Genomic DNA, 21807 nt, shown 5'->3' with positions numbered 1-21807 from the left:
GGGGGAGGCGCCGCGGCGCCTCCCCCTCACCCCACCGGCCCGTCATCTCAAGCAGGTTCAACAGCCAGCCAGGGTTCCACGAAATGCGCGATGACGCTCTGCGCCCAGCCGTCGAGTTCGCTCAAGACAGAAGACCGTTCGCTGACCGGCGTAGCGACAGCACGGGCGAGACAGACGCCGTCGAGCGCTTCCGCGATCGCCGATGTGGGAGCGCCCGCCACCAGTTCGCCCTTCTCCGACGCGGAGGTCAGCAGGGCCCGTGTCGTCTCCAGGCTCGCCCCGATGACAGTCCGCCAGGAAGCGTCGAATTGTTCGGGATCGGCCTCGTACTCGACCTGCAGGCGCATCAACGCCAAACCGACGGGGGTGAAGTAGACGGTCACCCGTTGCACGAGATGCGCAGCGACCGCCTCGCGCACAGAACAGACATCTGGAGAGGTCTCCTCGAACGGGCGGATCTCACGGAAAGCGTCCAGAAGGAGCTGTTCACGACTCCCCCAACGCAAATAGATGGCTGATTTACCGACCTTGGCGCGCTGGGCCACCGCGCCGATCGTGAAACCGAACCATCCTTTACGGCTGAAGATCTCCAGCGCTGTCTCCAAGGCGCGGCATTCGACGTCAGGATCGCGGGGGCGCCCTACAGCCGTCGTATTGTCGCCTTTAACCACCTTTGTCCCCCGCAATTCTCATCCGTCTTTTTCGCAAGGCTATCCCTTCACCTGTCACGCCGAAGACATTCTCTTCCGACGAACGAAGAGTGGCGCCATCCTGGAACGGCGCCACTCTTCCGCGACGGCTCAGTAGATTCCCGTGATGTAGTACACGGCGATGATGACGAACACTGCCAACGTCTTGAGCAGGGTCATCGCGAAGATGTCCTTGTAGGAGGACTTGTGGGTCAGCCCGGTCACCATGAGCAAAGTGATGACCGCACCGTTGTGCGGAAGCGTGTCCATACCACCCGAAGCCATCGAGGCCACCCGGTGCAGCACTTCCATCGGGATACCCGAGGCCATCGCCCCGCTGATGAACTGCTCCGACATCGCGCCGAGTGCGATCGACATACCGCCGGAGGCGCTACCGGTCACCCCGGCCAGCAGATTCACCGTCACCGCCTCGTTGATGAGCGGGTTCGGGATCACCGACAGGCCCTTGGCCACCACGGCGAATCCGGGCAGGGAGGCGATCACGCCACCGAAACCGTATTCCGACGCGGTGTTCAGCGATGCCAGCAGGGCACCGGCCACCGCTTCCTTGGAACCTGCGGTGAAGTGCTCCTTGACCGGCTTCCACGCGAAGATCAGCACACACAGGATGCCGGCGATGAGTGCACCCTCCACCGCCCAGATACCGAGGTTGTCCTTGGTGACGACGATCACCTCGTGCGGTTTGCCGACCACCGTGCCCGCGATGACCGTCTTCTCCCCCAGGATCCCCGGGAGGATGCGGGTGAACACGGCGTTGAGGACACCGACGAGGACCAGCGGAAGCAGCGCCAGCAGCGGGTGCGGCATCTTCTCGCCCTCGGCGTAGACGGTCGGCTCGTTGATGTGACCTTCGCCGTAGCCTTCGCCCTTGGCCGCGGCGGCGCGGCGGCGCCACTCCAGGTAGGCCATACCCGTCGTCAGGACGAAGAGTGCGCCGATGATGCCGAGGATCGGCGCGGCGTAGGCGGTGGTCTTGAAGAAGGTCGTCGGGATGATGTTCTGGATCTGCGGCGTGCCGGGCAGGGCGTCCATGGTGAACGTGAAGGCGCCCAGGGCGATCGTCGCCGGAATCAGTCGCTTGGGGATGTCCGCCTGACGGAACATCTCGGCCGCGAACGGGTAGACCGCGAACACCACGACGAACAGCGAGACACCGCCGTAGGTCAGCAGCGAGCACACCAGGACGATGGCGAGCATCGCACGTTTGGCGCCGACGAAACCGATCACGGTCTTCACGATCGACCGGGCGAAGCCCGACATCTCGATCACCTTGCCGAACAAGGCGCCCAGCAGGAAGACCATGAAGTAGTTCTTGATGAACCCGACGGCTTTGTCCATGAACAGCCCGGTGAAGACCGGTGCAACGTCCTGCGGGGTCGTCAGCAGAACCGCACCCATGGCGGCGATCGGTGCGAACAGGATGACGCTGTGGCCTTTGTAGGCCATATACATGAGGAAGGCCAAGGCGGCGAGTACCACCGCGAGGGCATAGAAGTCCACTGAAGCTCTCTTCTGTTTCGGGGCAACAGATCAGCTGCCTGAGCTGGCCAGTCGAAGTGCGAAGCTCAGGCCGCGCAACGCCGTAGGAGAATGGCTACGGCCTGGCCGCCGCCGATGCACATGGACGCCACACCCAGGTTCAGCTCGTGGCGCTGGAGGTTGTGCGCCACCCGGGCGGTGATGATCGCACCGGTCGCGCCGATCGGGTGGCCCCAGGCGATCGCGCCACCGAGCGGGTTCACCTTGGCCATGTCGAGCCCCAGGTCGCGTGCGCAGGCGACGGCCTGAGCCGCGAAGGCTTCGTTGAGTTCGTACCAGTCGACGTCGTCGGCCGCGAGGGAGTTGCGGGCCAGGATCTTCTGGACGGCCGGCACCGGGCCGTAGCCCATGATGTCCGGGTCCACGCCCACCTTCGTGAAGTCCACGATCTCGGCCAGCGGAGTGAGTCCGCGCTCCTCGGCGACCGAACGGCGTGTGAGGACGAGGGCCGATCCGGCGTCGTTGATCCCGGAGGCATTGCCCGCGGTGACGGTGCCGTCCTTGGCGAAGACTGTCCGCATGCCGGCCAGTTTCTCCAGGGTGAGTCCGGCCCGGGGGTGCTCGTCGGTGTCCACCACGACCTCGCCACGGCGGGTGGCGACCGTCACCGGGGTGATCTCGTCGGCCATCGCACCTGCGGCCAGGGCCTCCTGGGCGCGCCGCTGGGATTCCAGGGCGAAGGCGTCCTGCTGCTCACGAGTCACCTCGAAGCGGGTGGCGACGTTCTCGGCGGTGACGCCCATGGGCACCTGGGAGAAGGGGTCGGTCACGAGGATGCTCGTGCCGTCGACGAGGGTGCGGGCGCCCAGCGTGTACCCGTCCTTGGCCTGGAAGTCGAGGTAGGGCTGTGCGGACATGTTCTCGCAACCGGCTGCCACGACGATGTCGGCCTCCCCGACCATCAGTTCGTAGGCCGCCGATCCGACCGCCTGCATGGAGGAGCCGCACAGCCGGTTGATCGTCAGTGCCGTGGACTCCTGGCTGGCGCCGGCCTCGATCGCCACGCGGCGGGAGACGTAGGCGTCGCTGCCGACGGTACCGACGCAACCGACGATCCACTCGTCGACGTCCTTCGCTGCCACTCCGGCGCGTTCGAGGGCTGCTTTCGCCGCGGTCGCGCCCAGGACGTGTGCGGGCACCTTCGACAGGGATTTGCCGAAACCGCCCACGGGGGTACGTGCGTAGCCCACTACCACGATCGGGTCGTCGGTCTTCTTCATGGTTACTCCTTTGTAAAAAAAGTCAGGGGTGGGCCCGGCGACGGCCGGTGAGGGCCGCCGTCAGGAAACAGGGGGTGCGGACGCCGAAGCGTCGTTCAGGCGATCGGCACCAGGTCGGGACTGATGATCAGTTCGGCCTCGGTCGCTTCCTGGATCTGTTCGATCGTGAACTCGGGGTTGTACTCGGTGAGGACCAGGCCCTCGGCGGTGACCTTGATCACGGCCATCTCGGTGATGATCAGGTCGACGCAGCAGGCCGCGGTGAGCGGGAGGGTGCAGCGCTTCTTGATCTTCGGCGCGCCCTTCTGGGTGTGCTCCATGGCGACGATCACGCGTTTGGCACCGACGACGAGGTCCATCGCGCCGCCCATGCCGGGGACCATCTTGCCGGGGATGATCCAGTTGGCCAGGTTGCCTTCGGCGTCCACTTCGAGCGCGCCCAGGACGGTCGCGTCCATGTGCCCGCCACGGATCAGCGCGAAGGACATGACCGATGAGATGAACGAGCCGCCGGGGACGCAGGTGGCCGGGCTACCGCCGGCGTCCACCAGGTATCGGGGGTCTTCCTCGCCGGCCGGCGGGCGAGGGCCGGCTCCGACGATGCCGTCCTCGGCCTCGATCGTCACGTGGACGTCCGGTGACAGGTAGCCCGGGATCAGCGTGGGGACGCCGATGCCCAAGTTGACGAAGTCGCCGTCCGAGAACTCACGGGCCGCCCGACGTGCGATGTAGTGCTTGATCTCGTTGCGGTCCATGCTCAGTTCTTGCCTTCCACCACGTAGTCGACGAGGACGTTGGGGGTCACGACGTTCTCGGGTTCGATCGCGCCGATCTCGACCACGTGGTCCGCTTCCACGACGACGGTGGTCGCGGCGAGCGCCATGACGTCGTTGAAGTTGCGGGCGGTGCCCTTGTACCAGATGTTCCCGGAGCGGTCGACGGTGTGCCCGCTGATCAGTGCGAGGTCTGCCTTGAGCGGGGTTTCGAGCAGATAGTCGATGTCGTCCACCGTGACGACCGGTTTGCCGTCGGCGACGAGTGTGCCCAGGCCGGTCCTGGTCAGGACACCGCCCAGCCCGGATCCGGCGGCGCGGATGCGTTCTGCGAGCGTGCCCTGGGGGACGAGTTCCACGTCGAGGGTTCCGGCGTTCATCTGGGCTGCTACTTCGGGGTTCATCCCGATGTGGCTGGCGATGACCTTGCGGACCTGCCGGTTGGCGACCAGTTGGCCGAGGCCCACTGTGGGGCGCGCCATGTCGTTGGCGATCAGGGTGAGGTCTTTCGTGCCCTTGGCGACGAGAGCGTCCATGAGCATGTTGGGCCCGCCGCACGCGAGGAACCCACCCACCATGACGGTCATTCCGTCTTCGACGAGCTCGACGAATCTGTCGAGCCCGATGACCTTGTCCATCTCAACTGCCTCCTTGCAGATGTGTTCCCAGCGTCCTTGCGACTCCCCGAGGAGCATGTCGCATGTTAAATCGGACTTTATCGGTCCGATTCTGACATGCCTGGTGAGGAAGTTGAACATCGGAGCCAAAAAATCGGACCGGATGGGTCCGAATGCGGGAGGGAGGTCTCTGGGAGGGGGCTGTACCGGACCGGGTCGCCCTCGCCAGAACACACGCCGTTCCCACGACACGTGCCGCCATCTCGTCCACGGAAGGCACCGCCCGGGGAGCGACGTCCCGGCCGTGGTCGCCATCCACCAGCACCCCGGCCTCGCGCGTTTCATCCCCTCTGCCATCTGCCGCGACGAAGGCGAAGCCGCCGCGCTGCTGGCGCGGTTCGCTGCGTACGACGACGGCCTCCGTGGGATCCCCGCGATCGAGCTCGTCGACGGCCCCGAGGCGGGCACCGTGGTGGGGCTCGTCATGCTCAAGTACATCCCCGCGTCCGGCAGCGCCGCAGCGGCCGCCGTCGCCACCGCTTCGCGCCCGGTGGCTGCCCTCCCCGGACCAGGCGAGCGCTGGCTGGCGCGTGCACCCCGACCACGAGGGCTGCGGCTACGTCGCGGAGGCGGCTCGCGCGGTCCTGGCGGCTGCCTTCGACGGCGGTCTCGACAGGGTCGTTGCGGTCACCCATCCGGACAATGCCACGTCGCAGCGGGTCGCCGAGCGGATCGGCATGCGTCGGCTGGGCGCGACCCGTGCCTATTACGACGAGGAGTGTGAGCTCTTCGAGGCCCGGCGGTGACGCCTGCCGCTGCCGGAGCTGCACCCGCTGTGTTGCCTCCTGTTGGCGGCAGGGCGCATCGGTTGTGTCCTTCGTGGGGGTGCGATGGGGCAGCTGGACGGCGCTGGTCAGAGTGCAGCGACGGCAGCCCCGGACGCGAACACCAGGATCATGAATCCGACGGCGTGGGCGGTGTCGCTCACCTGAGGCGGGCGGCGCCGCAGCACGAGCACGACCGGGATCGCGCCGATCATGAGGGCCCCCGCTGCCCACAGGTCGATCGAGCCGGCCGTGCCTGCCCCGGCACGCAGCGGCCCGAGTATCGGCGTCATCGCCCCGGTGAATGCCGCGGCCGGGGTGACGACGGCCAAGGTCAGCGGGTTCGCGAGCGCGGTGTCCTGGTCCATCGAGATTCCGGTGCGGCGTAGGGCGGGTACGGTCATGGCGTTTCCTCCGACGCCCAGCACGGTGGCGATGCTGCCGATCTCGACGTCGTACCCTGACGGCCATCATCTTCCGACTCATGTGCGTCGCCGTGCCCAGCTGCTGCATGCGGAGAGCGGGACGATGCATGTGCAGGTGACGGAGGCGATGTGGGTGGTGTGTCGCGCAGGCGGTGCTGATCCCGGCGGGTGCGGTGCACGAGGTGTGGTTCGAGGGTGTCCGTACGTTGAGTCTGTACGTGGAGCCGGTGGCGGTGACCTACGAAACGGGCCCGACGGGGTTCGTGCTGTACCGCGGCGAGGTGCCGCGGCGACCAGGGCAACCGGCGTCTGCACGCCCGGATAGACCGGGCCCTTCTGATCTGCTTCGTGAGCCCGTCCACCATGGGTGGGGTGGCAGCGCGTGGAACGACCCGTGGAACACCTATGAGCAGCCGAACCGCACCGCGGCCCGGCCACGCTCGCCACACCCGGGCACCCCCACGAAGTACAAGACCCCCAGCCCCATGGAACAGGGCTGGTCATCTCACCCTCCTACCTGACAGAACTGCACCACATTTCAGATGTTGCACAGCTCGTCATTCAATATGTTTCACCTGCAAATGAAACCCTCTACGCTCACTACTGAAAAGGGGGTCTTCCATGACAACGCGATCCAACGTCCACTGGCGACGGCTGGGCAGAACAACCGGGCACGGCGTGTCTTCGATAATCGAGTAGCCGGCCAGCCAGCTCTCTTCAGTGAGGCATCCGGTCAGCCGCAGTCGATCCCGGCTGAGTTCACACGGGGGCTGGATGCTGTCCTCCATACCCTTATGGCTGGAGGCTCCTTCACGATCGAGACCATGCCGGAATTCCTTACCACGACCCAGGCAGCAAAGCTCTTCGGAGAATCGCGTCCGACTTTCTTGAGGATGAGCTCGTTCTCTGAACCCTTGATTCGGGGGTGGAGGTGGCGACTCAGGCTGCCACCGACGGCCGGGCGCCCACCAGCAGGGCATCGCTCAGCGCTTCAGGACGCTGAGGTCAGTAGGTCCTGAACGCGACGGCAAATCGGTTATCGGTGTGCCTATGTCACTTCGAAAGCGTGCCAGGTAGGCGTCTGCAGCCGACCCTCAATCCCTGCCTTCGCAGCGGCGGTCGAACAACGAACAGCCATAGCCGACCAGCAGTTCTTTCTGCTACCTGACACGCGAGCAGCGCCGACGCGTTACCTGGAGATAGGCCAACAGCATCAACATCAGCCGCACCGGAAAACAAATCCCCACTCACGAAACTAGCTCTCGTCCAGATAGGCGAGAACTGCGAGAACGCGGTGATTCTCGTGCCCCGCTCGCGAGGCGCGAAGAGTTGCTCATATCGCACTCTGACGGCGTCGATTATCGGGCGGGCAGTTGTGCCTCGGCCACCGTTTTCTGGTTCGCGACCACATTGCGGAGTCGTCGGGAGCCCATGAGTGCGACGAACAATGCGGTGGTGGCCGCGGCCGGCTGCAGCCAGAAACCGGTGTGAGCGCTCATGTGTTCAACGGTCCAACCACCGACCGCGCCGCCCAGCGATATGCCGCCGAGCAGGGCGGTGACGGCGAGGGTCATGCCCTCGTTGAGCTGGGAGCGTGGCACCAGTTCCTGCACCAGCGTCATGCTGGTGATCATCGTCGGGGAAGTCGCCGCGCCGGCCACGAACATGAGCAGGCACAACGTGACCAGGTTGCCCACGAGGTTCAACGGCAGCATGAACAGAGCCATCGCGCCGACTCCGAGGAGGAACCGGGTCGTGCTGCTGCCTCGCGGTGTGATGAGACCGAACGACATCCCGGCCAGCGCCGACCCCACCGCCTGCAGCGCCAACACGAATCCGGCCAGTGACTGGTGACCGAGTGAGGCGACGTAGGCAACGGTCACGACCTCGAGGGATCCGAAGATGACCCCGGTGAACAGGAATGTTCCCAGCATCACCTGCAGGCCCTCGTGACGCAGTGGCGAACCCGCGCCCTTCGGGTCCTGGGGACGAGCTGGGGGCTCGGTGTCGCGTTGGGCTGCGAAAAGCAGGGTGCCGACCAGTGTCAATACGGTCGCGGCCACACGGCCTGCCTCGGGGAAGAAGGCCGTGCTCAATCCCACCGCGAGAATCGGCCCCAGAATGAAACAGACTTCGTCGAGGACCTGCTCGAAGGAATTCGCGACGTGCATGGACTTCTCGTCGTCGCGGTAGATCTCATCCCATCGGGCACGGACCATTCCGCCCGCGTTCGGCGCTGTGGCGGACAGCATCGCCGTCGCGAACAAGGTCCATGTCGGGGCGTCGAAATGCGTGCACAGGATCAGGGCCAGCGACATCAGCGACGCCATCACGGCGGCGGGCACCGCGACTTTAGCCTGGCCGCGCCGGTCGATCTGCCTGCTGATCCACGGCACCGTCACGAGAGTGGTGGCCAGCGACGCCGCAGGTACGGCACCGGCCAACGCATACGAGTCGCGCGTCTGCGCGATCATCACCACCGTCGCGACGCCGTACATGGACAGTGGGAGCCGCGAGAGAAAGCCGGTCGCGCTGAATGCAAGGCTCCCCTTCGCCGAGAAAATCCGGCGGTACGGCGAAAACAATACTTCTCCTCATGGTGGTGCGATCCACCGGACGCAGTCGTCTCGAGTCGGGTGGAACAGCCTGAGCTGGATAGCTCAGCCGGGGGAACATGCGGCAGAAGGTCACCGCCGCTGGCGTCGAGCAGCTTATCGACTGTTGGGCCGGGTTTTGCACCGAATTTTCTGAGACCGGAATGGCCAACTGCTCCGGCGGGTCTTAGCGGACCGTCGCTGTCACGTACGGCTACTGATCTGCTGCAGCACGTCGCTGGGGCGTGACGGACCCGACGACCCTTCGAGGGGTCACACCCACAAAGAGCTGCGGCTCTCATGGCTGGCAGACCCACCGAAGTTTGCGCGAATTAAATTCGCGGCGCCGTGACGTAAGAAACCATCGCAGCGCCGACAATCAATGAATTTTAGGGCTGCCTAGACCCCTTGAAGTAGGCCATGGCTCCCTGCGCCCCGGTGAACAATAGTGCGCATCCCATCAGTCCTCCGATGGGGCGGTGCCAAAACACGGCGAGACACAGTATCGATGCCAAGAGGATCCTCAGGAGTGCTCCCCCTGCCGCATCCCGTCGAGAGTCAGGATTCCAAGCACCAGGAGGCATTAGATAATTTCTGGCCGCTACGGCAAATAGGAGTGCGATGAGAAAGTTGGCAAAAAGCCATACTTTTGACCCGGAGGAGATGGAAACCATGAAGCATGGAGATGCTGACCAGCCCTTGCGCTGATAAGTTCAGTATCGTCACAGGCTGCAGGCCGTTGTCCTTAACCACAGATTAACCCCACAGTGCACAGGCGGCAGCAAAGCCAGCGATTGTAGCCGCGAACCCTATCGGAGTAATCTTCGCCACTTCCTTGAAGTCGTACTTTGCGGCGCACCTTCCAACATGTGCACCAATTGCCTTGTATGCCTTCTGGGAAGCCATAGAGGCGACCTCTATCCCAGCCCAGAAGCGTGAGAGACCGAAGAGGAGGACGCTCTTGAGGGTGCACTTGGCGAAGTTCTTCCAGCCACCCTTGGGTCCAATGCCAAACAATGTTGCCCTATAAGGAGATTCGCCCTTCGTGAAGGTCGACGACACGTCGGTAATCGTAGATGAGGCGGGGAAGGAGATGAACATATTGATACCCTTAGGGTCACTTCTTAAACGAAGAGGGTCCATGTGCATTCATGGCTGATGACTCACCCTTGTTCGCGACCCACTATCCATCGGGTTCCTGCTCCACAATCTGCGCCAGGAGAATCTCAAATACTTCCGATATGTTCTTCTCGATCTGAGCCCGCTGGCCACCCGTAAGTGATTCCCCTTCGGCGGCGATACGAGAGTTACTCACAGCGCCAGCCACTGCTGGCGCAGCAGAGAACCCTGCGCCGATGAAAACTGGGCAACCGATGGCAGGGCAGGCAGTTCGAATGAAAGCACGATTCATTTTAAGCCTTGCTTATTTAGATGCGGTCACACAAGTGCAAACAAGTCATTGATCGCAGAAGGAGAAATATTTGCAGTAGAGATCCAGGAATCGTCCACCACGCACTGGACGATACAGTAGCGTTGGGTTTTTGTAAGGCTCTTTAGGAAGAGTCTAGGCCAGGGCCTCAGCGAAGACAGAGGATCGGGTTTCTGACCTGGGAAATTTTCCAAGACGGTGCCGAAACGGAGCCCATGACACACCGTCATCGATGTCTTCGGCGAAGCTGAGGGGAACACGCTGACTACGACCTCCCGCGAGGCACAGCCGTAGATCCATGCACTTGCCTGAATCCCTTGCCTGGCCGGCTGTCACGGCCGCGGAGGCCACCGCTGAGCCCACGTGAACCGTAACCGCCCAGGTCTTCGCGTTCATGGAGCGTCGGCCCAGCGTTTAGCGGGACTCGCGTCGAGCCAGAAAGCGGCACCAGCGGGTTGGTCCAGCCGTAGAACTTGGTGGTGGTCCGGCGGTGCTCCTAGCAGCGGTCTCTGCGTCAAAATTAGAGATTCATGGGGTAAATCTTAAGGTCATCGACGACTAGGTGTACTGATCAGAGACGTTGATCAAACGTGAGAAGGGTGACTGGTTGTCGCACGCCATGTGCGGACGATGCTGGTTGTACTCGTGCAGCCAGCCGGCGAGGGCGTCGCGGCGTTCTTGTTCGCTGGTGTAGCAGCGGGCATAGGCCCAGCCGTCGGTCATGGTTCGGTGGAAGCGCTCCACCTTCCCGTTGGTCTGCGGCCGGTACGGGCGCGTCCGCCTCGGCGTGATCGACAGGGCTTCACAGGTGTCGCGCCACAGGTGCGACCTGTACGCGCCACCGTTGTCCGACAACACCCGCTCGATGGCGTCCCCGCGGTCGGCGAACCACTCGACCGCGCGGTGCAGGACAGCGACGGCGGTGACGGCAGTCTCGTCGTCATGGACCTCCGTGTACGCAACACGAGAGTAGTCGTCGATGACGGTGTGCACGAACGCGTACCCGAGCTTCGGGTTGCGCCACCTGCTCCTCGGCTTGCCCGGCGTGGCAGCCCGGTTGCGGTCGCCTTGGAGTCGGCCGACGTATCGCCAGCCGCCGCCGTCGGGGATGTTCCCGAGCTTCTTCACGTCCACGTGCACCAGCGACCCCGGGTGGGGGCGCTCGTACCTGCGGGTCGGCTCGCCAGTGGCACGGTCGACGTACGACAGCCGGTTGAGGCGCGCGGTGGTGAGGATGCGGTGGACCGTGAACGGGGCGATGCCGAGCCGAGAGGCGAGCTGAACCGGTCCTTTTCGCAGTCGGATTCGTAGGATGACGCATCGCTTCGTCACCGCCTTCGGGGTCTTGTTCGGCGACGTTTTCGGGCGCGACGAGCGGTCGTGCATCGGCGCGTCCTCGAGGTAGCGGTCGACCCATCGCTTCACCGTGGGCCAGGACACCTGGAAGCGGGCGGCGATCTCACTGACGGGCCAACCGTCGTCGACGACGAGGCGGGCGACCTTGAGGCGGTGGCGGGGTGTGAGGGCGGCGTTGGCGTGCATCACGCTTGTTCCGCTTCGGCAAGCGTCTTCCGCGACATTCTGAGTTGGCCCAGTGCTGCGAGGAGGGCTGCGGTGGCCAGTGGTACGAGGCCGGCGGTGACGAAGAGAGTGTGGGTGTCGATGTGGCGGCTGAGGAGCCCGGTGAGGGCGATGGACAGGGGCATGAAGGCGATGGAGATGAAGAAGTCGAGGCTGGCGACCCGGCCGAGCATGTCCAGGGGGACGTGTTCCTGGAGCACGGTGCCCCAGACGACCATCCCGATCCCGATCAGCGCTCCGTAGACCGCGAGCCCCGCACCGATGGCCCAGGGGTTGCTGGTGAACGCGGGGATGGCGAGGGGCACGCAGCCGAGCGCCCAGGCGCCGACCATCGCGGGCAGGAAGCGTGCCGGCGTGCGCCATGACCCCGCCAGCAGGGAGCCCACCAGCCCGCCCGCACCGAGGGCCGCGAGAACGGCCCCGTACAGGGCCGGCCCGTTCTCGTGCGAGGAGCGGATGAGGGCGGGCAGGAGCACTTCGAGCGGGCCGGTCACGACCAGGCCCATGACGGCCGCGAACAGAACACTGGAGCGGACCCAGCGTGTGCGGGCGACGTAGCGGAAGCCCTCGAGCAGGTCGGTCAGCGGTGAGGTGGCCGAGGCGTCGTCCCGGACTTCGGTCGGGGTGGGGGCGGGCAGCCGCAAGGCGGCCAGCAGGGCGAGTCCGAGGGCTGCGGCGATGAGGTACCCGCCGGCGGCGGGCATGGTCGCACCGATGACTACTCCGACGGCGGCGGGCGCGAGTGTCTGTCCGATCACGGGGCGGGTGGCGCCTTCGAGGCCGTTGACGGCCATCAGGTCGTCGCTGGCCACCAGCACCGGCACCAGCGCGGTGTACGCGGGGAAGAAGAAGGCGGTGGAGACACCGATGATGAACGCGGAGGCCGCGAGCATCCAGAAGGTGACCATGCCGAGGATGGCTGCGGTGGAGGTCGCCGTCGCGATGGTGAGGTTCAGTGTGAGCACGCCCACGATGACGGTCTTGTTGGGGACCCGGTCGGCGAGTACGCCGGCGGGCAGGGACCCGGCGAGCAGCCCGATGCCGCTCCACGCCACGACGCCCGACAGGGTGGCTGGTGTGGCACCGAGGGCGAGGGTCTGCATGGCGAGGTAGAGGGCCCAGGCGCCCTGGGCGAAGATGATCAGCACCATCGCCGCGAACAGCCGACGGTAGGTGGAGATCGTCAAGGGGCGAAACGGGGTCATGGCAGGTCCTTCGGGTCAAGGTTCAGGCGCGGACAGTCGGCCAGATCGGCGAGCATCTGCCGGTCATGCGTGGCGACGACCACGGCGCAGGAGGTCTGCAGGAGCTCGGTGGTGATGTCATCGACGAGGCTCGAGGAAAGATGGTTCGTGGGTTCGTCCAGGAGCAGCAGGTCCGGGTCCTGGACCAGGCACATGGCCAGGTGGAGACGCCGCTGCTGCCCTTGCGACAGCCGTCCCACAGGGGTTCGGGTTGTCGAGGGCTCGAGCAGCCCGAGCGATCCGAGAGACGGCGCCTGGGATCGGTGGCCTAGTTTCGCCAGGTACGTCTCGTAGGCCACGTGGGCGGGGCTGGAGTGGTCCCAGTCGAGGACTTCCTGGGACAGCAGGGCGATGCGTGCTCCTTGGTTCACCCGCAGCTGGCCCTTGGTCGGGTCCAGTCGCCGACCGAGGACCGCCAGCAGGGTCGATTTCCCCGCGCCGTTCGGCCCGGTGACCACCAACCGGTCGCCAGCGCTCACGTCGAGGGAGATGGGGGTGTTCAACCGGTGTTCCACGGTGATCGCGGAGGCGTCCACGATGCTTTGCCCGGCGCGCGAGGAGGACCCCGGCCACGCGAGGCGTAGTGGTGGCTCCGGCACGTCGATCTCGTGACGTTCCAGGTCTTCGACACGTCGATTGAATGACTGGACCACCCCTGCAGCCCGGGTGGCGCGTTGGTGCTTGCCCGTGCCCTTGTCAGGTCGCCATCCCCCCTGGGACAGGCGGGAGCGTGCCTCGGCTGCAGCGCGTGTCAGTTCTGCGTGCTGGGCGACCTGGGCGGCGTGGTCTTGCTCCCACGCGACTCGCTCTCGTCGTCGGCCGTCGACCCAGCCCTGGTACCCGCCCGCGTAGGTCCGCGGCAGGCCGTCGCGGGTCGGGTCGAGGTCGAGGAAAGTGGTCGCCACGTCATGAAGCAGAGCGCGGTCGTGGCTGACCAGGGCCAGGCCACCGGGATGTTCCTGGAGGCGCTCGGTCAGGAAGGACAGCCCTGCAGCGTCCAGGTGATTGGTGGGCTCGTCCAGCAGGAGCAGGTCTGGGGTCGATCCGAGTGCCACGGCCAGCCGAACCCGGTACCGCTGGCCGACGGACAAGGTCGACAGGACGCGATCGCGATCGCAGCAGGCATCCAGACCGGCCAGTGCGATGTCAACGCGTCGTTCGGCGTCCCACGCGTCCAGCAGTGTTGCTGTATCGAGTGCGACCGAGTAAGCGTCGGCCGCGTCGTCACCCGCGGCCAGAGCAGCGCTGGTCACGTCCAGCTCTCGGAGCGCGGCTCTGGAGGGGGCAGTCGCCTCGGCGATGAGGTCGCCGACCGTGCGCTGGCCCTCGATGGCCATGTCCTGCTTGACCAGGACCAGGGAGCCCACCCGGGCCACGGCTCCTGAGTCGGGCGGCAGGATCCCAGCCAAAACGTGGAGCAGAGTGGTCTTGCCCCGGCCGTTGTCCCCGACGATCGCCAGGCGCGAAACAGCGGAGACCGTGACGTCCACCCCGTTCAGGACATGCCTGTCCCCCAGAGTGATGTGCAGTGATTTAGCGCGGATGTGTGCAGCAGGCCCGTGAGGTATACCGGTCCACACACACGACCGCAAGGCTGGTGTGATTGGCATTGCGTACTCTCAGCTCGTCATGGAGCCGGGCACCACGAAACAGCCGCCCGGCAGATGGCCAGGACGGCGAGCGAGATATCAGAAAGGGTCCCGCCGCCGTCAGCGGGCGGAACGCAGCTTCATCGAGGCGATGCCTGAGTACATGCGGTTGAGGTTACCCACTCGGGCTGGCCCCCGGCGAATCAATCAACGTTCTCGGTCAGTACAGCTAGCAGACAGGTGGCAAAGCCCAGGGCCACCTGGATGAGAAGCAGCGACGTGTACCGATCCGAGGAAGGGACGAAGAGGATAGTCGCAGCCGACCAGACGAGGAGGGCAGAGGCGAGCATGGTCACGAGACTCCGAGACCATAGGCGTGTCACGAGGCACCTCCCGATGCGGCAGGCTCATGCGCGGGTAGGCGGTCAAGCGCCCGACGCTGGCCGCGCGTCCGAGTGCGGCGGGCCAGCATGTCGATGATGCACTGTCGGGAGATCTGCGCTCCTGGGGCGATGGCGGATGCCAGCGCGAAAAGGACGATGATCGCCAGCACGATGAAGATCTGCCAGACCATCACCTCGGGGTAAAAGTACTGGCCGCCGAAGATGGCGGATGCGGCCGGGCCCACGAATACGCCCCGCGATCCGAAGACCAGGCTATAAATGAGCGCCACGACCAGGCTCGGCACGAATGCGAACAGCGCGAGGGCCAAGGTTTCGAAGAAGACCATCAGGAAAATGAGTCTGCCGGAGTAGCCGATCGCACGCAGCGAGCCGATCTCCTTGAGCCGCTGGAACAGCGTTATCCGTATGGTCGACTGCATCCCGAGCGCGATGATGAGCAGGACGAAAGCAATGAAGATGGAGAAGGCCACCTGGATCATCTGCGGCGTCGTGTTGAAAAAAGTATTGGCCTCGAGGTATGACTCGGCGTGCAGCGGTCCGCCCTGCGGCAGGGCTGTCTTAAGGGAGTCAGCCATGACCTGTGCTGCGCCCTGGTCGCGCAGGAAGATGAGCATGCTGTCGAACAGCGTGTCGTCCCTGACGCCGAACATCGTCCGAGCCTGCGCGACGTCGACGAAGCCGTAGAAATTCTCGTAGAAGGCACCATCCTTATAGAAGCCCGTCACCGTGATGGGAGTCTCCACGTAGTCACCGGCGTCGGTCTGCGTCTTAATTGTGACCTTGCCGCCGATGCCGATTTTGAGGGCCTTCGCCTTGTCCTCGCTGATGACGGCGGCGGCCTCTCCCGGTCGCGCCAGTCGACCGGCTACCAGCTGCAGACTCTTCCGATCCTTGAGGAATCCGAACTGGTCCGGGGCCATGCTGTACAGCACAAACGTGTTGTCGACTACGTCGCCGGCCTCGATGCTCGCATTTCGGCGCAGGATGGGGAAGTTGACTTCGATCTGATCTCGGTGCTGGTCCATCCATTTCGTCATGGCTGCAATGGCCGCGCTGTTGTCTGCCTCATCCTTGGCGTGATAGGTGAGCGGTTCGAAGACGTTGATGAAGCGCTGGGGCGAGGTCTTGCCCGACTCCGCCAAGTCGGTCCAGACGGCCGCGACGTGCCCGCTTTGAACATTGAGGTAATTCCTCATCGTTTGACGCTGTACGCCATTGAAGGAAAAGAGTGCGATCAACAACAGCGTGGAGCACAGGAAGATCGCTCCGACCAGCAACAGCGTCTTTCTAAGATTCTTCCGGGCATTGCGGAAACCGATGCGCAGGACGGCCAACATGACGCGCCATCCCCTCCTAGTCTTGACTCAGGGCTTCGGCGGGCGGCCTGGCGGAGGCCCGGACGGATGGGTGGACAGCGGCGAGTGCGACCAGCAGCAGGATGGCGATGACACCTGGCAGACCGCTGAGCCAGGAGAAGCTCAGTCTGAATGTCGACCCGACAATTGCGTCGAGCGGTGGGCCGACCGAGAATGTCCGCGCTGATAGCAGCGAGCCGACAACAGCCGCCAGCGCGATCGCTGCAAGTGCGCCGACGAGGGCGGCGGCGATGACCTCCGCGACGAAGAGGAGGACCACGCGCCGGCGGCTGAAGCCGATGGCGCGCAATGCCGCAGTCTCTTGCCGGCGCTCCAACGAAACCACCGCAACCATGTTCACCACAAGAATGCAGACGATGAGCAGGATGACGGTGAGAAAAACGTAGAAGATGCCGGTGTAGGCGAAGTTGATTCCTGTGACGTAGCCGCCTTGATCGCTCCAATCAGTCACGCGGAACCGCCCGGAAAGATCCGCGAAGGTTGCATCCCGAACCTGTGGCGATCGGGCCAGATCCGTGGTGTAGCCCAGGACATCGGTGGCCGCGCCCTGCTCGAAACCTTTAAGTGCGACCGCCGCGTCATAATCCAGATACGTCAGGCGACTCTCGAAGCCGGCCAGGCTCTGCCCGTCACCGACGCCGACCACCTTCGCGTCGACGTGGCGCCACGATCGGTCGCGTCCCTGGCTCATGAGGACCACGGCGTCACCTGCTGTGACGTCGAGTTGCTTGGCAATGCTGGCGCTCAGGACCGTTTGCTCCTCCGACCCGGACGACAGCGCGGTGCCGGACTTCATATCGAGGTTGCCGGCGTACGTCGTCATTCCCTTGGGCACACCCATCGAAACCGCAGGCACCGTCGCGCCCCGGCTGGGTACCTTCCTCCCGAAGCTGGTCGGGTCGAATCCGGCCCGGGCAATGAGCACATTGCCGCGCACAACAGGGTAGGCGTCAGCGCCCTGCTTGTTCAGTGCCGTCACGGCCTCCTGGACCTGGGCTGAGGTCAGCTTGTCCGCTGCCTCCCAATCGGCGCTCATGTCGATGATGGGCGTCGGCTTCTCTACCGTCGGGCGCACCTGCACGGTGCCCAGCAGAGAGGACACGATCGCGTGGTCGGCCTTCTCCTGGGCAGTGTGGACAAAGGAGTTCAGCATCAAGAAGCTGAAGGCGGAGACCAAGACGAAGAGACCGATCGTCGCCGCCTGTCGGACGTTGTGTTGAAGGTTGCGCCAGGCCAGCCGAAGGTAATTCATTTTGCAGTCACCGCGGCCGCGCCCCTATCCACCCCTGACATGGCGCGCGCACGTTCGGCGATCTTCATCACATCGTCAATCTCTTCGACGATTCTTCCATCCTCCAGCTGGATCAACCGGTCCGCCCGCGACATGACCTTGGCGTCATGTGTCGAGAAAAGGAAGGACGTTCCCTCTTCGCGCGACATGGCGTGCATCAGATTGATGATCTCGAGCCCGGTATGAGTGTCCAGGTTGGCGGTTGGTTCGTCCGCCAGGACGATACCCGGCCGGGTCACCAGCGCGCGAGCAATCGCGACGCGCTGACGCTGGCCACCGGAGAGCTCGTCGGCCCTGTTTTTCGCCCGATCAGACAGCCCGACCTTCTCAATGAAGAAGTTCACTCGCTGCCGACGTTCCGCAGACGACACGCCCCGGTGGATCAGCAACGGTAGCTCGATGTTCTCGTACACGTTTAACGCGGAGATCAGATTGAACCCCTGGAAGATGAACCCGATCTTGTGCAGGCGCAACTCGTCGAGTTCTCGCTCTGACATCTGGTCGGTCAATCTGCCGTCGATCTCCACCTGACCACTGGTTGGCCTGTCGATACATCCAATGATATTGAGCAATGTTGATTTTCCGCTGCCCGATGGGCCACCGATTGCGACGAACTGTCCCTCGTCAATGTCGACAGACACGCCCGCCAGCGCGGCGATCGTCGTCTTGCCTAGCGCATAGCTCTTGGTGACGTCTCGGACGGAGACCACGTGTTGTCCTTTGCAGGATTCGTAGGGTGAGTCGCCTTCTCACGACGCAGCGGAACGGTTTTAGTCTGGATCAGTGAGCCACCAGGTTGGGGACGTCACTGAGCAGGTCTGCCGCTGCAGTGAGCAGGCGAGTGTTGGTCGTCGCCACTGGTCGAGATCGCCACGCCTCGAGATCGGTGCCCTTCACCCATTCCATACTTACACCTTCAGTCCCCGGCACGGACAGGCCGAATGAATGGCCCACTCACCTGCTGAGGCGAGCACCTCTCCCGCAGCCAGGACAACGCTACCCAGCAGCACTGTGACAGCAACTACCCATAACTCCTGAAAACAAGAAACCAGCGCCTATGGTACTCATTCCCGCCGCCAGGAGCCAGGTTTCGCGCGAATAGGAAGCTACCCCTTCTTGCACCGTTTTCGCACCATTGGATAGCGGAATCTGCAGCAGAATGACGACGACGGCGTTGACAATGATTTCCCCACTCACAACCCAGGAGGGATCTGCATCCCGCCCGACTAGCTGCATTGGTATCGCTCCTTCTAAGACCCAGCACTAGAGATACATAAAGTTAACGCACATGGACGATGCTATGAACTTTGGGGCCGGAATATATGAGGCCAGCCTTGCCGGGTACCCGACATTCGGGCAGGGGAGCTGTCAACCCAGTTGCGACAACGAGCAGTGAAAGGAGGGCAGTGGCGAGAACGGCTAGAAGGCGCGACCCGTCAGAAGCCCAATCCCTATTCATCGAGCTCCATTCCATCTAGTCGCTGTCGGACCAACGTCCGCGCTGCATCTATGTTCTCCCAGGCGGCTTCGCCTGGCACGTGCGCCAGCAGTACGGCGATGTTTCCGGTGGCCGTGAACGCAACAAGCAAATTTTCCTTCAAGCGGCCGGGGCCGCGCCAGAACTCAACCGTTTCGCTGGCCCCATTAGCCGTATGCGTCATAACCAGATCTTCACCAAGTACTCGCACAGCCTTCATCGCAGGCCCACAAAGGTCCGTCCGCCGTAAAGGCGGCTCCCTGACCGCTTGGAAGGCGGTAAACGGAAAGGTCCTGCCGCATCACAGGCGTCCCGGCTCGCCCGCTCTCGATAACTGGCAACCTCTTGGACTCCGCCGACTCCTTCAAAAACTGTTTACCCCTTGCGTTGTAGCTAGCGGCAACACAGCAGCCCCGAAGCAGTGAGAGCTCCCCATCGATACGCAGCGCTAGCTCGGTGTTCGCACCCAAAGCCGCAATGTCCTGCTCGAGGCGGGCGGGGCCGTCGTAGTTGTAGGCGGTCGAGGCTGCGGTCAACCGGGAGCACGCCGAAACACCGCTCGGCCAGCGATCAGCTGCGGCGTAGGTGTCCGTGTCGGCGCATGCTGGTGGACCGTGTTCGCTCGCCCCATGCGTCATAGATCGGAGCGTCGTAGATGTGCGAAGTCACGTACTCATTGAGCGCCGACCCGACCTCGTCCACATGCCTCGCCAATCCATCCGATGACGCCGGTGACCAACGCAGCGAGCAGCCGCGTCCACACCCTCATGAGATGCGAACGCTTTCCATCGAGGGCCAGGCGGTGGGCGGGTCATCAGTGAATCAGGCCTGCTCAAGAAGCGTCGTTCGACCCGACGAGACCCAAACGGGGACTTCACCCACAGGTTCGCCGTCTTTGTCCGTCACCAGCGGCTTAATGTCGAGGGGTCCGTCCTCCCAAGTCCCTAACTCGCAGCACTCGGGAACGTCTAGATCAATGTACGTAAGTGAATATCGGGCCATTCTCGCGTAGCGCGCCTGTATCGTGAGGGACTGCCCGGCGTCTCCTATATGCGCCGCAATGGCCAACAGCAGGTCCGTGACCTGAGTGGGAAAGGTGGTCTCCTGGTTCATGGCTTGATGTACGCCGTTCCAATGCGAGGGATCCCGTTGACCACTCGACCATCAATCGTCACGGCTTGGCCACCTATTGTTCGGGTGACTGAGAACAGGCCATCGCGCGGGGTGACGCCAGCGAGGCCTCTGTACATCTGCTCGGCGACGGTCTCTTGACTGCCATACCGCTTGACGAGTCCATCCAGACCGTCGGCGAGCTTAGTCGACGGGCCGAAGCGCTGCTCGTGTCAACACCCTGCGAGCCACCGTCGTACACGACGGTCGCGGAGTCGTAGGTTAACGTAGGCTGGGCCGACTCGGGCGATGGCGCTGCATGCGATGCAGCCGCTGCGCCGAACAGCCGGAAACACAATGCGACGACCACGCCGACCAGCATCCGACGGATCATGATGTCCCCGTCACAACCCTTAGGAACCGGTTAAGGAGCATTTGGAGTTCGTCTGGCGACGCCAGTTCAACGTGCTCAAAGACTGAGCTAGCGAAGGAACTATGGTTGAACTCGGCCTCTCCCGATTCCCAAACAAGGAGTTCGACGTCCTCGTCGTGCGACACCACGACCAGAAGGTGAGCCGATGGGTTGGCCGTGCCTGGTGGCCCGAAGATGAAGAACAATTTGCCATGGCGTTCAAGGTCCGTGCGGTTCGCATCGATCCAAGAAGCCAGATCTTACAGATGCGTCATCGGCGACACACCACCGAAATGCACGTGGCCAGCGGCATCTGACTCGGAGGTGGCCCGAATCGTGTGGTACCGACATTGGGGCCGGGTATGACGAACCACTCTGGCTTGCCCGCGGGAAAGAGCGACTTTATCGGTACGTCGAACTCAGCGAAGACGCCCTTGCCCGCCGGGTAAGCAGCGGCGACCCGCCTTCTCGGGCATGGGAAACACAACGACGTCACCTCTAGATACCTGCAAATGCGACTCAAGCACAGTCCCTCCTTCCAGTTCCGCCCCACAGCGAACCAGCGCAGTCACCCTTGTCAAAGCACCGATCCATCCCCTCGGACCATCCACCGACTAAGCCCCCCCATCATCCTGAAAGCCCAACTGCTTATATAGCTTTTCACCTGCCATTGTTGCCTGCAAAAGCACCTCCCGGCACTCGCATTCAGCCGCCCATCGGCACAGCTCTTGAACGACCTGACCACCAAAACCGTGACCTCTAACGCGCCTCAAGGTGTAGATCCAAAAGAGGCACGCCATTTGCCCTTCGATCCACATATTTCCCGACGCCACAGGTATGCCGTCGGAGAACACCACTACCGCACGCTGTCTTCCTGATCTGAATAGCTCCTGTTCAAGAACATAGGCGCGCTCCGCCACGCCAAGCTCCCCTAGGCCAAAATTCTCACATTGAACATCATGCAGCGCCCTATAGGCGCCGGGGTTGACCTTATTCCCCAGGCGATACACGGATCCCCTCCCCCGTGCAGCGTACTGCTGGTTATACGCCCTCGGCGTAAGGTGCATTAGGCGCACATTCTGGAGCGCCTCAACCTGCACCCGCGCGTCACAGAACCCAAACTCCTCGGCGCCAACTTCGTCGAAGTCCCAGATCACCCCGTTGGCCTGTCGGCAGGCTAGATGCTCCGCTG

The 21807-nt window shown here is 63.7% G+C and carries 21 protein-coding genes; 2 read left to right on the top strand and 19 right to left on the bottom strand.

Annotation, left to right across the window (positions count from 1 at the left end; genetic code table 11):
* Positions 1-47 precede the first annotated feature (47 nt).
* The 5 genes from AUCHE_RS08920 to AUCHE_RS08900 all read right to left on the bottom strand — a co-directional run bounded on the left by AUCHE_RS08920 (position 48) and on the right by AUCHE_RS08900 (position 4880).
* On the bottom strand, positions 48-671 hold the full coding sequence (locus tag AUCHE_RS08920; RefSeq protein WP_162137237.1) for a TetR/AcrR family transcriptional regulator: 624 nt from the start codon (positions 669-671) through the stop codon (positions 48-50).
* 129 nt (positions 672-800) lie between these two features.
* Positions 801-2210 (bottom strand): GntP family permease, encoded by a 1410-nt coding sequence (locus AUCHE_RS08915; protein WP_006502966.1) that lies wholly within the window; start codon positions 2208-2210, stop codon positions 801-803.
* 65 nt (positions 2211-2275) lie between these two features.
* Positions 2276-3469, bottom strand: coding sequence for a thiolase family protein (locus AUCHE_RS08910; protein ID WP_006502965.1), 1194 nt, complete (start codon positions 3467-3469; stop codon positions 2276-2278).
* 95 nt (positions 3470-3564) lie between these two features.
* Complete coding sequence (locus AUCHE_RS08905) at positions 3565-4224, bottom strand: 3-oxoacid CoA-transferase subunit B (protein WP_006502964.1); 660 nt, start codon at positions 4222-4224, stop codon at positions 3565-3567.
* Between the two features lie 2 nt (positions 4225-4226).
* Entirely contained in the window at positions 4227-4880 is a 654-nt protein-coding gene (locus tag AUCHE_RS08900; RefSeq protein ID WP_006502963.1) for a CoA transferase subunit A, read from the bottom strand.
* 152 nt (positions 4881-5032) lie between these two features.
* Between AUCHE_RS08900 and AUCHE_RS17895 the strand changes: the two genes are divergently transcribed.
* Positions 5033-5665 carry a GNAT family N-acetyltransferase gene (locus AUCHE_RS17895; protein WP_407639822.1) on the top strand — a complete coding sequence of 211 codons (633 nt, stop codon included), beginning with the start codon at positions 5033-5035 and terminating at the stop codon, positions 5663-5665.
* A 107-nt stretch (positions 5666-5772) separates the two neighbouring features.
* Here the strand turns inward: AUCHE_RS17895 and AUCHE_RS08890 are convergent, their stop codons facing one another.
* From AUCHE_RS08890 to AUCHE_RS16950, 13 genes are all read right to left on the bottom strand, one after another.
* A complete protein-coding gene (locus tag AUCHE_RS08890; protein WP_006502961.1) occupies positions 5773-6087 on the bottom strand; it encodes a hypothetical protein in 315 nt (104 codons plus the stop codon).
* Between the two features lie 578 nt (positions 6088-6665).
* Positions 6666-6896, bottom strand: a complete 231-nt coding sequence (locus tag AUCHE_RS08885) for a hypothetical protein (RefSeq protein ID WP_006502959.1) — start codon at positions 6894-6896, stop codon at positions 6666-6668.
* A 570-nt stretch (positions 6897-7466) separates the two neighbouring features.
* The gene (locus tag AUCHE_RS08880; RefSeq protein ID WP_006502958.1) at positions 7467-8693 is read right to left on the bottom strand and encodes an MFS transporter; all 1227 of its coding nucleotides are present in this window, start codon (positions 8691-8693) and stop codon (positions 7467-7469) included.
* Positions 8694-9458: 765 nt separating this feature from the next.
* Entirely contained in the window at positions 9459-9803 is a 345-nt protein-coding gene (locus AUCHE_RS08875; protein WP_006502957.1) for a hypothetical protein, read from the bottom strand.
* 886 nt (positions 9804-10689) lie between these two features.
* On the bottom strand, positions 10690-11676 hold the full coding sequence (locus AUCHE_RS08870; RefSeq protein ID WP_040321859.1) for an IS481 family transposase: 987 nt from the start codon (positions 11674-11676) through the stop codon (positions 10690-10692).
* Complete coding sequence (locus AUCHE_RS08865) at positions 11673-12917, bottom strand: MFS transporter (protein WP_006502954.1); 1245 nt, start codon at positions 12915-12917, stop codon at positions 11673-11675. Before AUCHE_RS08865 ends, AUCHE_RS08870 begins: the two co-directional genes overlap by 4 nt.
* Positions 12914-14566 carry an ABC-F family ATP-binding cassette domain-containing protein gene (locus AUCHE_RS08860; protein WP_040321858.1) on the bottom strand — a complete coding sequence of 551 codons (1653 nt, stop codon included), beginning with the start codon at positions 14564-14566 and terminating at the stop codon, positions 12914-12916. Before AUCHE_RS08860 ends, AUCHE_RS08865 begins: the two co-directional genes overlap by 4 nt.
* A 182-nt stretch (positions 14567-14748) precedes the next feature.
* Positions 14749-14895 carry a hypothetical protein gene (locus AUCHE_RS16955; RefSeq protein ID WP_162137236.1) on the bottom strand — a complete coding sequence of 49 codons (147 nt, stop codon included), beginning with the start codon at positions 14893-14895 and terminating at the stop codon, positions 14749-14751.
* A 29-nt stretch (positions 14896-14924) separates the two neighbouring features.
* Positions 14925-16286: an ABC transporter permease gene (locus AUCHE_RS08855; protein WP_006502951.1), complete on the bottom strand. Its 1362-nt coding sequence runs from the start codon at positions 16284-16286 to the stop codon at positions 14925-14927.
* 16 nt (positions 16287-16302) lie between these two features.
* Positions 16303-17577 (bottom strand): ABC transporter permease, encoded by a 1275-nt coding sequence (locus tag AUCHE_RS08850; RefSeq protein WP_006502950.1) that lies wholly within the window; start codon positions 17575-17577, stop codon positions 16303-16305.
* Positions 17574-18326 carry an ABC transporter ATP-binding protein gene (locus tag AUCHE_RS08845; protein WP_006502949.1) on the bottom strand — a complete coding sequence of 251 codons (753 nt, stop codon included), beginning with the start codon at positions 18324-18326 and terminating at the stop codon, positions 17574-17576. The genes AUCHE_RS08850 and AUCHE_RS08845 overlap by 4 nt, the downstream gene beginning before the upstream one ends.
* A gap of 70 nt (positions 18327-18396) precedes the next feature.
* The gene (locus AUCHE_RS17740; RefSeq protein WP_281242621.1) at positions 18397-18522 is read right to left on the bottom strand and encodes a hypothetical protein; all 126 of its coding nucleotides are present in this window, start codon (positions 18520-18522) and stop codon (positions 18397-18399) included.
* Between the two features lie 1393 nt (positions 18523-19915).
* The gene (locus AUCHE_RS16950; RefSeq protein ID WP_006502945.1) at positions 19916-20206 is read right to left on the bottom strand and encodes a hypothetical protein; all 291 of its coding nucleotides are present in this window, start codon (positions 20204-20206) and stop codon (positions 19916-19918) included.
* Between the two features lie 492 nt (positions 20207-20698).
* Here AUCHE_RS16950 and AUCHE_RS08830 point away from each other — a divergent pair, with 492 nt between their 5' ends.
* Positions 20699-20932, top strand: coding sequence for a hypothetical protein (locus AUCHE_RS08830; RefSeq protein WP_006502944.1), 234 nt, complete (start codon positions 20699-20701; stop codon positions 20930-20932).
* 297 nt (positions 20933-21229) lie between these two features.
* On the opposite strand, the gene AUCHE_RS08825 is transcribed toward AUCHE_RS08830, so the two are convergent.
* On the bottom strand, positions 21230-21772 hold the full coding sequence (locus tag AUCHE_RS08825) for a GNAT family N-acetyltransferase (RefSeq protein WP_040321857.1): 543 nt from the start codon (positions 21770-21772) through the stop codon (positions 21230-21232).
* Positions 21773-21807 lie beyond the last annotated feature (35 nt).

The organism is Austwickia chelonae NBRC 105200, assembly GCF_000298175.1.
Lineage (GTDB): Bacteria > Actinomycetota > Actinomycetes > Actinomycetales > Dermatophilaceae > Austwickia > Austwickia chelonae.
The sequence above is the reverse complement of the archived record's forward strand: the minus strand, read 5'-3'. Positions and strand labels throughout refer to the sequence as shown.

Excerpts from the sequence above, each read along its gene's own strand:
- AUCHE_RS08910 (WP_006502965.1), bottom strand. The coding sequence starts at position 3,469 with ATGAAGAAGACCGACGACCCGATCGTGGTAGTGGGCTACGCACGTACC.
- AUCHE_RS08905 (WP_006502964.1), bottom strand. The coding sequence starts at position 4,224 with ATGGACCGCAACGAGATCAAGCACTACATCGCACGTCGGGCGGCCCGT.
- AUCHE_RS08900 (WP_006502963.1), bottom strand. The coding sequence starts at position 4,880 with ATGGACAAGGTCATCGGGCTCGACAGATTCGTCGAGCTCGTCGAAGAC.
- AUCHE_RS17895 (WP_407639822.1), top strand. The coding sequence starts at position 5,033 with ATGCGGGAGGGAGGTCTCTGGGAGGGGGCTGTACCGGACCGGGTCGCC.
- AUCHE_RS08890 (WP_006502961.1), bottom strand. The coding sequence starts at position 6,087 with ATGACCGTACCCGCCCTACGCCGCACCGGAATCTCGATGGACCAGGAC.
- AUCHE_RS08885 (WP_006502959.1), bottom strand. The coding sequence starts at position 6,896 with ATGGAGGACAGCATCCAGCCCCCGTGTGAACTCAGCCGGGATCGACTG.
- AUCHE_RS08875 (WP_006502957.1), bottom strand. The coding sequence starts at position 9,803 with ATGTTCATCTCCTTCCCCGCCTCATCTACGATTACCGACGTGTCGTCG.
- AUCHE_RS08865 (WP_006502954.1), bottom strand. The coding sequence starts at position 12,917 with ATGACCCCGTTTCGCCCCTTGACGATCTCCACCTACCGTCGGCTGTTC.
- AUCHE_RS08860 (WP_040321858.1), bottom strand. The coding sequence starts at position 14,566 with ATGCCAATCACACCAGCCTTGCGGTCGTGTGTGTGGACCGGTATACCT.
- AUCHE_RS16955 (WP_162137236.1), bottom strand. The coding sequence starts at position 14,895 with ATGCTCGCCTCTGCCCTCCTCGTCTGGTCGGCTGCGACTATCCTCTTC.
- AUCHE_RS08855 (WP_006502951.1), bottom strand. The coding sequence starts at position 16,286 with ATGTTGGCCGTCCTGCGCATCGGTTTCCGCAATGCCCGGAAGAATCTT.
- AUCHE_RS08850 (WP_006502950.1), bottom strand. The coding sequence starts at position 17,577 with ATGAATTACCTTCGGCTGGCCTGGCGCAACCTTCAACACAACGTCCGA.
- AUCHE_RS17740 (WP_281242621.1), bottom strand. The coding sequence starts at position 18,522 with ATGGAATGGGTGAAGGGCACCGATCTCGAGGCGTGGCGATCTCGACCA.
- AUCHE_RS16950 (WP_006502945.1), bottom strand. The coding sequence starts at position 20,206 with ATGAACCAGGAGACCACCTTTCCCACTCAGGTCACGGACCTGCTGTTG.
- AUCHE_RS08830 (WP_006502944.1), top strand. The coding sequence starts at position 20,699 with ATGGTTGAACTCGGCCTCTCCCGATTCCCAAACAAGGAGTTCGACGTC.